Source organism: Dysgonomonas mossii (assembly GCF_004569505.1).
Taxonomy (GTDB): domain Bacteria; phylum Bacteroidota; class Bacteroidia; order Bacteroidales; family Dysgonomonadaceae; genus Dysgonomonas.
Genome location: NZ_SPPK01000002.1, coordinates 282,097 through 295,556, shown reverse-complemented (window position 1 = coordinate 295,556; position 13,460 = coordinate 282,097). Strand labels below are relative to the sequence as shown.

Below are 13,460 nucleotides of genomic sequence, written 5' to 3'. Positions count from 1 at the left end.
CCTCTTTTTATACTCTTTGTTATTGACTACACTATGTTCCGTCGAATGTTGTTTCTGAACGATAGAGCGGATAGGTAGGGGCAGTGGCTTGTCCCTGCCCGTTTCTATCCGGGCGAACACAAGGGTTCGCTCCTACTCCGCTAATCTTCATCATTCGTCCTTCGGAGTTCTTCTTCGTCCTTCGGGGTTTATAACCCCGAAGTTTTATCATCAGGATTTAAAATCCGAATTGAAATGACTTTTGGATTGTAAATCCAAAAGGACGGTGAGACGATTCCTCAACATACCAAAGAGGGTAAAGCCAAAAAACAAGAGAGATCATTACATTATATCAATATTGCGAACTTTCCGTTTTCGGTAACTATCACCCTCCTGCTCTCTGTTCCCAACGCAAATATTTTGTTGAATTTTTCGGCATTCACCTCAAAGAGAGGATAGATAGAATCTTTGGAAAGCGTGATGCTATATCCCGCTGTTTCGCCCAATTGCCCCGATACCTGAGAAAATGCAAGCGTAGCCCCACCGTCGGAACCAAAAGAGTAAATATTGCCTTGCATATTCCTGAACACCACCAGATACTTGTTGCCAAGGGCTTTGAGCAGGTTGTTGGTTTTGTCTGACTTGAGGGTATTCACAAAGGTGGTTAGTTGCTGCCTGTACAGTGCGCCATCGTTTGTTTCAGTGAAATTGCTTTCTCCGACTTCCGACAGCATGGTGTAAGGGGTATCTACGTCTTTGAGGATGCGATCTACAAAACAGGAGTCGTACAAGGCATCATCTTTGAAGTAATATGCTGCAAAATCCGTTATATCCAAAAGATAAATCTCAGCTATACCTCCCGAATTGTATCCGCATGTGTGTTTTATATTCTGCACCAATCTGCAACTCATATTGTTCTGTTTTTTTTTTGAGACAAAGCGGCAACCGCCGTTAAAGCTGAATACCGCTTTATCAAGTATGTTTTCTTTAAACTTATGATGTGACATTCGTTCTCCCCCTTTGCTTTTTTAGTCGTCCTTCGGGGTTTAACTACGTTACATTCTGTTGATTGCTAATTGCAACCCCAAAGCTCTGCTATCAGGATTTACGATCCGAAAGGACGACAAAGAGGCGAATATCACAACTACATCGCAGAACAGGTTAAGGAGTTACAACTGTCTTATCCACAATGGCAGTAACCACGTCCTCACCCTTGAGTAAGCGGCCGATCTCCATCTCTGTTCCCGCCATTGTCACCGTCCACCCGTTTGCATCAGCCTCAGCAGCACCCGAAGCGTAATTGAACGCCGTTGAGCTCAGCCCGTTGATACGTCCCAGCGCTACCGAACGGTTGCTCTTATCCACTACCACAGCCGTAAACTTACCAAGACTGAGAGCATCACCCTGATTAAGAATCGTATAGTCGTACTCGCTGAGAGTAAAATTTAGGGTGTGCGTACGGTATTTACCGCCGTTGCTGTTCTGTGCCAGTTCGTCGGAGAAAGAAGCCGTATTGTCTATAAAGTCCACCTTATAGGCTTTTGCACTGTCGGCAAGCGTGATGGTGCTGATTTCTCCTTCGGCCGAAAATTCGTATTCGTTAGCCGAATCGTGATTGATCAGATAAACCGATTTGATACCGGCAACGGAATACACACATGTTTTCTTTGTAATATTTGATGTTAATTTGCAAGACATAATTTTTATTTTTTTGATTCGTTAATTTTTTGTCGCTTTTCTTTTTTTGACTTCTTTTGTTCTCTGTTCTTATCCTCTCCGTTTTTCGGGGTTTGCAATCCCGAAGCTTTATTATAAGGATTTAAAATCCGGATAAGAATCGCTTTTGGATTATAAATCCCAAAGGACGGTGTCGTATAGGTAGGGGCAGTGGCTCGTCCCTGCCCGTTTATATACGGGCGACCACAAGGGTTCGCCCCTACTCCTCTAATACCCTTCGTCCTTGGGGGTTTGCAATCCTCGTAGAACGAAGCAAGAGGACAGAGTCACATTCATTCTTGTTTTTTCTCCTTTTGACATAAATGCTTATTCATTTGTTTTGTTATTTTTGAAATAACTATGACTATACGAAAACCAAATATTACTGTACTTCTAGTTGGCATCTTTTTAGTGTCAATATTCGCTATATCATTTTACTTTTCTTGGACTGACAGATATATCAGACTAAACGGAGAGCTAAGAAAAACTGAAATAATAAACATTCGACACTTTAAAGGTGGATCGGGAGCAACAGTAAGCATAGAGGGTAATAACTTAAATGCAGGACGAATATCTAGAAATTATTTAGTTGGCGATTCTATCTTAATTAGATACATTCCTAATGAATATTGTGTTGTACAAGAAAGTGTCCAACCGAATAGATATTACTTATACTTTGCATTAGAATCTATATTATTGATTATAGGTATAGCATTAATAGTCGAGTCATTGAAAGGAAAAAGTTTCTCGTATTATTATTATACTGCTATCAACTTCAATCAAATTGGAGACAATCTCCTAAAATGGATATCTAAAAAACTGAAGCGGTAGTCTTTTCTCTCTTCTGTCATCCTGAATTGACTGACGTCGAACGTTGTTTCCTTCGTCCTTCGGGTTTGCAACCCCGAAGCTTTATCATAAGGATTTAAAATCCAAAAGAACGGTGTATAACACGAAAAGATGACAAGAACAGCAAACAAGAAGTCGGTAGATATAACAGCCGATTAGTTGCTCGGACTATAAAATACTACTTCGTCTTCGAAAGGGATAGCAAAGCCAAGGCGCAAACGTCCGTCGATGAAAATCTTATTATCGTTCGGAGCAGCAAACTGCCCTAAACGGATTTCCTCCAAGTCGCGAACGAGGTCTGTACCTACAAGGAAGTTTTTAGAATCGGCGGCTATCATATCGTTATCGTCAAGCCCTTTCACCGGAACAATCTCCACGCCCATATAGCGCACCGAGTCGCCCTCTACTGCAAAGTTTGGACTAACCACTACATTGTCGCCCCAGATGCCTCCCAACGCCATTTTGACCTTCATGTATGCCGAGTACGAAACGTAGATGTTCAGCGAGCCGTTTTCCAAGCCCATCGCCATTACATCTTCGGGGATGGAAGCGAATACTTTTTCTACTTCTGCCAATACATTTGCCTTTGTAAGCGATACGCCCAATAGCTTAATGGCTTGTGTGCTGTCGGTCAACACTTTTACGGCTCCGTCGAAGTCGTTTGCGTCTGCCGAGCTGTCGCCTTTGAATATCTTAGTTTCTATCTCGCTGCTAAGTTCCGAAGCAAGGATTGTCATTGTTGCCTCTTCGAGGGTGGCGGGTAATTCCTGATTTTTGGCTCCCGGACTAAGCATCCATACGGTGCGTTTGCGCTCGAGGTCGTCGATGCACTGCTCAAGGTTGATTTTGTAGGTTTTTACTTTCAGTTCTTTTTCGCTCAGTTTGGCGATCTGGTTTGGTGTCCACGAGCAATCGCGTGAGTCTGCCTGAAGGATATTTCCTTCGAGGTCGATCAGGTTGAGTTGTGTAGCGTCTTTCACCCCGATCACAGGTGTGATTTTTCCTTTTTCGATCAGCTTTCCGCCAAAGATGGCTTTTGTAAACCAATCCATGTTAGACGACGGTTGATAAGTAAGTGATGAAATGTCGTAAATGTTTGCCATAATTTTATTCAATTTTTTAATGTGAGAATATCCCAATGTGCCAATCATATTCAATATGAATTCGGATCAGCGTATTGGCATATTGATTATTTTCTTCTGTTGATAGTTTGGTTAAGAGCCGCTGCCATGCGCTCGGCTGTGCTCATCTCGGCAGGAGACTTGCCTGTGCCCGAAAGCTGTACGGCAGGATATGCCGAAGGTGTCTTGCGGCGCATTTCTTCGACCTGTGTTTTGGTATCTTCGAGCATTCCGTTTGCTTCGTCGAGGGCTTGCAGGAGTTGTTCGATGGTAGCCTGCATTTCGGCAATCTTGGCTTTGAGGGCTTCTGCCGTTTTTCCGTCAAAGTCGGACAGCCTGACTCCTCTTTTCTTGTTTCGCAACGCTTGTTTGGCTTTAGCATCTTCGGGGTTGGTTTTATCGTCCGAAGGCTCTCGTGTTTCCACAAATTGTCCGTTCTCGTCTACTACCAGCAGGTTTCCGTTCGACAGGTTGTGTTCTCCCGCCGCCATTTGCTCACCATCGAGCGTCACAAATCCATCGGCATCCACATACGCCTCTTTGCCGTCGGCAAGAACAAAGACCACATAGGCCGTGCCGCTGGCAGTCGTGTCTGCTTTTTCTACGGCATCGATGTCGAGCAGCATGTTTGCGATGCGTCCAAGCAATGTCTGTTTCACTTTTTTCTTTTTGTTATTCATACTTTTGTTATTTATGCGGGATAGGGAAACTTGCTGAGAGAAAAAGCCTTCGAGGGAAAATCCCTTTACATGCCCGCTCATCACTTCCTTTTCCCAATAGTTTTTGTCTTCTATCTTGTAGCTGCACATGAGTGTACCTTTTGGCAGGTCGCTAAATCCGAGTGCTTTCGACTTATCGTTTTCGGGATCTTCTACTATCCACAGTTCGGTGAGGTAGTTGCCTGTGAGGGGCGACCGGTGCTGATGGGTGGTGCTATGCAGGGCAACGCCTGTTTTCATCATCTTGCGGGCAATTTTCTCTACCTGCTCCTCCGAAAAGCGGATGTAATAGTCACCCGTTTGCGGCGAATGGCGGTAGATGAGTTGTCCGGGTTTGAGCACAACGCCTGTGAGCACTTGCTTTGCGGTATCTCGGCTAAGATGTAGTTCCTGTTGTCTGTCGAGAGCGATAAAATCGACTTGGTTTGCCGGAAAGTCGACGAACGAAATGGCATAGATGCCCGTCAGGTCGTCGGCACTTTCGTCGATCATGCAATCGTAAATCGGTGTATTCATTTTGTTGTAAATTGTGGGTTCGTACTATGAGATAATTTTGAAAAAATAAAATGCAAATAAGTGGGGAAGTTTTATGTAACCTGCGCCATTCTTTTGAATTTGAAATCGGGATAGCATGAGCTTCGGGGTTGCAAACCCTGAAAGATGCAGGGAATAGACAGGGGATTACAAATCCCCTGTGACAAAGATGTAGGGGCAGTGGCTTGTCCGTGCCCGTTTATATACAGACGACCACAAGGGATCGCCCCTACTCGCCAAAGGACGAGAAAGGAAAAGGACGGAAAAGAGAAGGTAAATAAAACAGGGATAATACTAAAAAATAAAAACACCTCATTTTTGAAAAATAGGTGCAAAAAGCGGCAGGCTTTTTCTTTTACTATTTTCTTTTATAGTTTATGTTTTGTTTATGTTTATATATAAGCCTTACGGTTATGCTTTATATTTTGCAGGAGGGTTTGCTTGGGGTTATACGCTCTTGTATGGGGAATGTTTTGCTTGAGTTTTTAGGGTAAAGAGAGGGGGATAGAAATGTATCAATTGGAGCTTATTTATCCCCCGAAGCCTTATTGTAAGGATTTGTAATCCGAAAGAACGAAGGATGACAAGAAGAAAAACAGGGGATTACAAATCCCCTGTGACGAAAGGTTATGCAATAAAAATTGTCTAAACAATTAATTTGTGTTTTATTTTAAGAAATAAATTAGCCTATTTAACAAATATATTTTAACTTTAAACGACAAAAACCTAAACCTCAAATATTATGAAAGCTAAACACTTGAAACTAGCAATTCTTATTTCCTTCCTTTTGGTAATGATAGGCTGTACGGACGACAATACAATTATTCCCCCAAAAGTAGAAAACAAAACATTAGCTGTCGCCGATACTGTATGCCTGATGTTTAAGTCGATGAATGGCAGTAGCGAAGGAGGAATAGAGGGTATAGAGACAAGTAAGTACCGCCAAGTGCATAATAGCCGGATGAACGGAGGTATGCTCAACTTTGGCGAACTGGTAAGAGATTCGTATATCATCTTTATTGAAGGAACAGACAGTGTAAAAATAAATGGATTTATAGGTTGTGCTTATATAACTCCTTTGGGCTGGGGTGACCAAAGATCATACACCGTTATAAAAGGTTTGAATGCGGTTTGTAAATATAAGTTTGAGGGTAATGCTTTAAGGATTCAATATGAGCCCTATACCGACAGCTGGATAACTTTAGGCTATGGCAACAAAGAAAAGATAGAGGTATATATTGAAAATAAGCATCTCTACGTAGAAGCTATGTACAAAGAAGGAGACTATATCAGTCCTGAAGCGGAAGAGCTCTATTTTTGGGAGGCAAAATACTCAACTTTGTTTAGTGTTCCTATAACTATTACTGCCGAACAGGCAAATACTATAATAGAAAGACAGAATTGGCAAGACTTTTTTGATGAGGTTAGTGCCAATTGGTACAACATACCTATAGGGCAATATTATGCCGAGACTTTCAAGACTGCAAGAGACTTGAAACATAAGTTTCAGGGAGCAAGCTGGTCTATTCACAAAATGACCTATCTGCCGAAAACAACAGTAAACTGAAAATAAACATTTTAAAACAGGGGATTACAAATCCCCTGTGACGCAGCCCCCCCCGAAGAACGGATGAAACACAGTTTTATCCGGCGATAATCAACAAAAGAAAGGCTATATTTGTATTCTTAAAACGTATTTACAAATATAGAAACCCAATATATTATGAAAAATCTTATACGGTACTGCTTTCCCCTAATCATCCTGCTATTTATCGTATCTTGCAGCGACAACAAAGATGAAGAAACCAAAGGCGTGCCTTTGCAAACAGCAGAAGGGATTTCGAAAGTAGACCTCTCCGCCAGAGGCGAATGGAAGCTTATGATTGGTTACATTTATAGCTACAGTACTTCGGCTTCTGATTACAATTTTTCGATAGACAAGAACAAGATAATGGTACTTTCGCCTAAAGACCAACCTTTCTTATTCGACAGAAGTTACAAAGAAGGAGATACAGGCTATGCACCTTTATGGTTGGTATCGAAAGATTATACAACAAGAACGAAGACGTCACCGACTCCTCCCGTCTACCCCAATATAAAAGATCAGAGCACTGCCGAAAAGTTTTTCAATGCAGATGCGTTGTGTTGCAACTATCAAAGTACGGTTAGTCCGCATATCAAAGACTTGGTATTTACACATGCCAATGCCTTGCTCGAATTTGAAACGGAGGGACTACCCGACAATGCTAAAATTGAAGTATATAACTACGGAAGAATAACCCCTTTGAGAGACAGCAACAACACCAATCGCTACAAAGCAATAGCTGTGGCCAATCGTGAATATGGACCAAGCGCAATAACAATTACGATAGATAATAAATCTTATATCGCTTTTATCTCGGAAGGCTCACTGGAAGCTGATACGCACTACACATTTAAGGTGAAACCCGACATGGAAGCCAAAGAATTTGTAATTACAGATCTTACAAAAACCAAGTGGAGCGAACAGTAAAAACTATATAGTACACATCTTCGTCTTTTTCGTCTTTCGGGGTTTGTAACCCCGAAGCCTTATTATAAGATTTGAAATCCAAATAAAATAACTTTCGAATTATAAATCCGAAAGAACGGAAAAACAGGTGATTTCGATTCTCCCTATGATGGATATTACTGCTTATATACAAAGCAGAGTATCTGACTTTCATTAAACTAACAAAACAAAAAACATGAAAATTAAAGAGTTACATCTGTTGTCAGATAATATTATAGAAACCGAACTATTTTATAACAACGTTTTAAACGTAAAAACAGAGGATAAAAGTCCAAATACTGTATCTTTCAATGTGGGAAGTACTAAAATCATTTTTATCCAAACCAAAACAAATATCAAACCTGTTTATCATTTTGCATTTGATATTCCTAACAATAAATTCGAAGAGGCGTTTGAGTGGATGAAAGCACGAACTCAACCAATACCGGTGATAGATGAAAATAATTTCGTTTCAAAATTCGACTTGTGGAATGCAAAATCATTCTACTTCTATGATAACAATCTAAATTTACTCGAGTTGATTTGTAGATTTGATGTGAATAACGAAACGAAAAAGCCGTTTGATAGCTCCTCCATACTTTATGCCAGTGAAATTGGTATAGTATCTGAGTCGGCAAGTCAAACAGCTGACTTTCTAACGAATAAATACGGTATAAAAGAATTTACCAAGCAAGCAGGTACCGATAGTTTTACGGCTTTGGGAGATGATTATGGCTTGTTGGTATTAGTAAACAATCAGAGAAATTGGTTCCCTACAAATGATTTAGCGAAGTCTTTCCCCACAAAAATTGTCTTTGACAATGAAGCTAATGAGAATTACATATTAGAGATTGAATAATTCTAGAATATTATACTATTCGTGTCCTAATGAAGGCTATTCACAACGTTCCTTCGGATTTGAAATCCGAAAGGAGACAGAAACAGGGGATTACAAATCCCCTGTGACCAAGGCTTTTGCTTCGTCTTTCGGATTTGCAATCCGAAAGTTATTCTTATCAGGATTTAAAATCCTCTCGTAAAGGATAAGAGAAAAACCTTTCTATTCCCACTATTAATGGGAATTGTAGCTGTTTTTGGATAAAAAAGGTTATCTTTACTGATAAGGACAAATACAAACACACAATAATCATGAGAAAAATTACCATCGTAGCATTTTTTGTGCTTAGCTTAGCAACGTTTGCTCAAAATTCAACACCCCCAATCGAAGGTTTCGGACATTTCAAATTTGGTATGACAAAGAAACAAGGGCAAAATGCTATCAAAAAACACAAAACACGTAATACTAAAACTATTAAGTTAGACACAGATATCGAAGTAGAGAACATAGAGTTAGACGGAGTCGTGTTTGACAGAACTATACTTAGCTTCGATAAGTTACTCTGGTTTGGGAGTTTCGAAAAGGAATATACCTATTGGGACGATGCCGAAAAAGATTTCAACCATCTACTTCGCATAATGCAAATAAGGTATGGTGACACCTCTGTAAAAGATGGATCGACAATATGGTACGACGCCAAGAACAACATAATCTTACTGAAAATAGAAACGAATAATAACGTACCTAAATTGTCGGTTGCATACATCGCAAATCTTTAAATCCTATAATATGAAAAAAATCATTTTATCATCAGCCTTTTTGCTGATGACAGTAACATCATTCGCCCAACAAGCAGTTTACTATGCCCTAGACGGCAGCGAATGGGTATCGGAAACACATCGCGATGCACAGGAAATAATATTGTGGAAAACACTCTCCGAAGATATCAAATATATGAAAGTAAACGGTCGCTGCACTTCCGACTATTTTGATACTTTTTCCGAAATGTTTGAACTCTATAAGAGTGCAATTTCAGATATTAGAATAGCCAATGTATATGCAAAAAAAACGATCGATTCGGGCGAATACAAAGAGATAAAAAACCATATAAAACTGGAACCTACTATCGCCTGCAATGGAGAAACATTCTACAGGAAAGAATTTAGAGAGCTCTTCGATCTGATTGTTGATCAATACAATATGATTTCAACATATCATACCGATATCATAAACCTGCATAAAGGAAGATCGATCAAACGACCGAGAATAGATTTGGATAGATATGTAGAAAACAACAATAAAATTGGAGACTTAGGCAAAGTTTTGAGAGAAACATCGCAAAAATTACAAAACGAGAAAGCCCCTATCGATAAATCGGAAGCGTTAAGAATAGTTGCTGATGAGATCAGAGGCGTAAAAAAAGGATTATACTATACTATCGACGGAAAAGAATACAAAACACTCAAAGGACGTGACAATTATGAAACAAGACTAACTAAAAAATACAAAGAAAGGTTTGATGTAATAAAAACCGATATGAAATATAAAGAGAGTGCTCAATATTTGGAGCAACTTTTATTTGACAATCTGGATTATTTAAAAAATGCAAGAACTATCAATGATCTGCTCAGCTTTCTGAGAGACGAAGCAATGTTGAAAAAAGTAAAAAAGGCATTCCCAAATAGAGATTTTACAACATACATTGCCCGTAATAACGATACTTGCTATATAAAAGAAGTGTATGACTGGTATGACCAGCTTTTAGGTCTTTTTGAAATATACGACAACACATTAAATTATATGGAGCAAATCGACAAGGAAGGTCTCAAAAATAAAGATAAAACTTTTACAATAACCGAATTAATCTCATATATGGATAAACAAAAAGATGCTCGGGGCAATACCCATACAGAGCTATTTAACGATTCTCTTATTAATCTGGAAGCTGTAACACCAATTGCTTCCAGCTTAATAAAGTACTACCTTGACAATAAATAGATTGCAAATCTCCCTGAGTCGAAGAGGGAAAAGCAGCCTATTATTATGCACCAAATAATATAAAAGCTATGAAGACACCAATTATCCTTCTTATTTTATTACTATCCGCCACTACATCTTTTGCACAATCGGTAAAAACAGACGTACCGATAACCGGGCTAGGTGAATTCTATCTGGGTATGCCTATCGAACAAGCATACGAAATATTAATCGATATCAAGACAGAAGACATACAAATCATCCCCCTATTGGAAAACGTGATAAAAGTTACGAATATGGAATTGGCCGGATATGTATTCAATACTTGTTTTTTAACATTTAATGAGAGTGGGCTTCGGCTAATCTCATATATCAAAGAGTTTGATAAGAATAATAAGAATCCTATAGAATTCAATGAGTTGGTATCTATACTCGAAAACGACTATGGCATACAGCCAAATAAAGAAACCGAACTACGCAAAAAAGGAAAAATAGATTTCGCATGGAGCAGACCACCGGAGGGTTTTGTCGGAATAACAAAACAGTATGATGAAAAAAAGAAACTAAATACAGTTCTCATATACGTCAGTAAATAATATGCAATATGAAGGTTGCAAGCGAATGTCCTTTCGGATTTAACTACGCTACACTCTGTTGATTGCTAATTGCAATCCGAAAGTTATTCTTATCAGGATTTAAAATCCTGATAGTATGAGCTTCGGGGTTGCAAACACCGAAGAACGAAAGTTTACAACCGATAGGCAGGTGATTGCAAATCCCCTTTTGTGGCGAAAAAAGTAAATTGAAATGATTGCATATAATAAAAGCGTGACTCATGAGCCACGCTTTTTTGCAAAGGGACGAAATCCATTCCTATTCATCCATTATACCCCCGACCAGCCACTTACACTTACCATATTGTCTTGCGCACGATGAATATCGGTGACGGCAACTTTAGGCTCTATTTTTATAGCTTGAATTGCTTTTATCAGGCTGTCGTTGTCAACATTGGTTGCGGGTTCGATGGTTGGCAACTGCCCCCCTTGAGCAAACATACGCTTGAAGGACGGTTCCAAGCCCTGAGACGAACGTGCGAAAAAGGCATCGAAGTCTTTTGGCTTCAGTTCGCGCCGTTGCTCATTGATATATTTTACGAGTCCCAGATTTTTATCGGTCGACACTCGGTTGACAACAAACTCGCCGCCCTCTACTTCCATATTTGTACCCTCGATACGCATACCTCCTTGTGAGTGGCGTTTGCCGTGGAGAAGACCACCGTCTTGGAATTTGGCCAGTTGCTTGGTCATAATCCCTATCTGAACAGCACCTGCAGCACCAACAATAGTAGCAAGTGCGAGATTTAACGGCCATGGATAAGCCCCTAAAGTCTTGGTTATCCCTTGGGCGACATTGACTGTCGCTTCTCCAATATTTTTTATTAGCGAGGCTTTGCGATTTAGTTTCTCTATTTTTTCTTTTTTTGCTTGCTCTTTTGCTTTTCGCCTTTCGTATTCCCTTTCTTTTTTTTCGAGTTCTTCTTTGTTTTTTAATTGTTCTTGATATATTTCCTTTTCTGCTTTTAAACTTGTCGCTAATTCCTCCGCTCTTTTCTCTAAGCCGGCAGCAGATGCGTTTTTTTGTGCAGCTTCTAACGCCGCTACTTTCTTCCCTTGATTCTCAATTTCTTTTGAGACTTCTGCATTTTTATTTTTCAGATGTTTTATTTTTTCATCCCATGAAGCTATCTCCGCATCGTAAGCTTTACTTACAGCAGTAAATGCAGATCCTAATGCACCTGATATCTGGTCTGTAATTCCCTTTATGCTACCTGCTATCTCTTCTGCTTTCTGAGCATATTGTTTCCATTGCAATATCCCCAGATCTTGCTCTTTCTTTTCCAGTTGATTCTTTGTCTGGTTCAGGATCAACAGTTCTTGCGTAAACTCTTCCATATACTGCGCTTTGCGGGTTTCTATCTCTTTCCGCTTTTCGGCGTTGTCTCCGGCAGCCTCCAGCTCTTCGTCATATCCTTTTATTCTTTTTTCACTTGCATCTTTCAACATCGATCGGTATTCTTCCAACGACAGCTTTATCTTTTCTATATTTTTTCTGGTAGCATCTATGTCCACTATCTTTTTTGTAGCCTCAGCGGTCTTGGCTGCTTCCTCACCGGTCTTTTTTACTTCTGCGGTAGCAGTTTTGGCTGTCTCTTCGGTACTTTTCACCCCTGCTGTAGCTTCTTTCGCCTTTTCTTGTGCCTCTATTGCCGCCTTTATGATAGCTTGTGTTGTCTCATCGCTTATACCCAGCATTTCGGCAGCTTCGGTTGCCGTTGATTTCATCAGCTCCTTTGTACTCTTAGAAGTCGTGTCTTTGAAGATTTCTGCATTCTCGCTAAGACTACTTACCAGCTTATTATATACACCCTTAAAAGAAGCAGAATACTCTTCCGAATTCTTTTTCAGGTCTTTGCCTAGTTCTTCATTAATACGTTTTACTTGCTCTGCCTTTGCTTCTTCGAGTGCCACAACGTTTTTGCCCGCCAGTTTTGCCTTCTCTATTTGTACATTGTATGAGGCCTCTGCCTCAGCTTGAGCTATAATGGCTTGTTCTTCTATAATCTCTTTCTTTTTTTTATAGGCTTCGGTAACAGCTACTACCGATTTGGCATTCTTTGTCAGACCATCTATCTCTTCTTGAATAGCTTTTGCCTTTTCCTGATTATTTTTCATCAATAATTTGTACGATTCTTGATTCAGGTCGCTTATTTCTGAAACTTTAGCCGCTACCTGATGCGACTGCTCAAGCATCTTTGCTGCATTCTCTATATGACTATGCTCTTGAGTGGATATAGCACGATATAACTCAGTCACTTTTTCAGAGTTTTTGGCTCGTCGCTTCGCAATTTGTTCATCTTTCTCCGATTTTTCATTGCCGATCTTTACTGCTTCCTGTTCTATTTTTATTACATCCTTCAATGTCTCTTTCAAGTCTTTGTTACTTATATCTACCGACTTTACAGCTGTTAGAAGCTTTTTTACAGGATCAACATCACTTTTAACTTCGATTTCATACGTTCTTTTATCTGCCATAATATTTTAATTATTAGTATATATAAAGATAAATTTGAAGAGGAATCATAAAAAAAAGCCTGAGACTTCTCTCAAGCTTTTTCAGATATAACGTCCTTTGGGATT

At 39.8% G+C, this 13,460-nt stretch carries 13 protein-coding genes; 7 read left to right on the top strand and 6 right to left on the bottom strand.

Going from position 1 to position 13,460, the window contains the following annotated elements:
• Positions 1 to 31: 31 nt before the first annotated feature.
• The 3 genes from E4T88_RS06550 to E4T88_RS06540 form a co-directional block, all read right to left on the bottom strand.
• Complete coding sequence (locus E4T88_RS06550) at positions 32 to 211, bottom strand: hypothetical protein (RefSeq protein ID WP_135104672.1); 180 nt, start codon at positions 209 to 211, stop codon at positions 32 to 34.
• 115 nt (positions 212 to 326) lie between these two features.
• Positions 327 to 890, bottom strand: a complete 564-nt coding sequence (locus E4T88_RS06545) for a hypothetical protein (RefSeq protein ID WP_135104671.1) — start codon at positions 888 to 890, stop codon at positions 327 to 329.
• Positions 891 to 1,140: 250 nt separating this feature from the next.
• Entirely contained in the window at positions 1,141 to 1,677 is a 537-nt protein-coding gene (locus tag E4T88_RS06540; RefSeq protein ID WP_135104670.1) for a hypothetical protein, read from the bottom strand.
• 378 nt (positions 1,678 to 2,055) lie between these two features.
• Here E4T88_RS06540 and E4T88_RS06535 point away from each other — a divergent pair, with 378 nt between their 5' ends.
• Complete coding sequence (locus E4T88_RS06535; RefSeq protein ID WP_135104669.1) at positions 2,056 to 2,526, top strand: hypothetical protein; 471 nt, start codon at positions 2,056 to 2,058, stop codon at positions 2,524 to 2,526.
• 173 nt (positions 2,527 to 2,699) lie between these two features.
• On the opposite strand, the gene E4T88_RS06530 is transcribed toward E4T88_RS06535, so the two are convergent.
• Entirely contained in the window at positions 2,700 to 3,647 is a 948-nt protein-coding gene (locus E4T88_RS06530; protein ID WP_135104668.1) for a hypothetical protein, read from the bottom strand.
• Positions 3,648 to 3,733: 86 nt separating this feature from the next.
• Positions 3,734 to 4,474 (bottom strand): hypothetical protein, encoded by a 741-nt coding sequence (locus E4T88_RS18785; protein ID WP_497707117.1) that lies wholly within the window; start codon positions 4,472 to 4,474, stop codon positions 3,734 to 3,736.
• Positions 4,475 to 5,660: 1,186 nt separating this feature from the next.
• On the opposite strand from E4T88_RS18785, the gene E4T88_RS06520 reads away from it, so the two are divergent.
• From E4T88_RS06520 to E4T88_RS06495, 6 genes are all read left to right on the top strand, one after another.
• Positions 5,661 to 6,485, top strand: coding sequence for a hypothetical protein (locus E4T88_RS06520; RefSeq protein ID WP_135104666.1), 825 nt, complete (start codon positions 5,661 to 5,663; stop codon positions 6,483 to 6,485).
• Between the two features lie 156 nt (positions 6,486 to 6,641).
• Entirely contained in the window at positions 6,642 to 7,430 is a 789-nt protein-coding gene (locus tag E4T88_RS06515) for a hypothetical protein (RefSeq protein WP_135104665.1), read from the top strand.
• 214 nt (positions 7,431 to 7,644) lie between these two features.
• Complete coding sequence (locus E4T88_RS06510) at positions 7,645 to 8,307, top strand: VOC family protein (RefSeq protein ID WP_135104664.1); 663 nt, start codon at positions 7,645 to 7,647, stop codon at positions 8,305 to 8,307.
• A 290-nt stretch (positions 8,308 to 8,597) separates the two neighbouring features.
• A complete protein-coding gene (locus E4T88_RS18260) occupies positions 8,598 to 9,065 on the top strand; it encodes a hypothetical protein (RefSeq protein WP_228093780.1) in 468 nt (155 codons plus the stop codon).
• A gap of 10 nt (positions 9,066 to 9,075) precedes the next feature.
• Positions 9,076 to 10,284, top strand: a complete 1,209-nt coding sequence (locus E4T88_RS06500; RefSeq protein WP_135104663.1) for a hypothetical protein — start codon at positions 9,076 to 9,078, stop codon at positions 10,282 to 10,284.
• A gap of 68 nt (positions 10,285 to 10,352) precedes the next feature.
• Positions 10,353 to 10,859, top strand: a complete 507-nt coding sequence (locus E4T88_RS06495) for a hypothetical protein (RefSeq protein ID WP_135104662.1) — start codon at positions 10,353 to 10,355, stop codon at positions 10,857 to 10,859.
• 288 nt (positions 10,860 to 11,147) lie between these two features.
• Here the strand turns inward: E4T88_RS06495 and E4T88_RS06490 are convergent, their stop codons facing one another.
• Positions 11,148 to 13,355: a hypothetical protein gene (locus tag E4T88_RS06490; protein WP_135104661.1), complete on the bottom strand. Its 2,208-nt coding sequence runs from the start codon at positions 13,353 to 13,355 to the stop codon at positions 11,148 to 11,150.
• Positions 13,356 to 13,460: the final 105 nt, after the last annotated feature.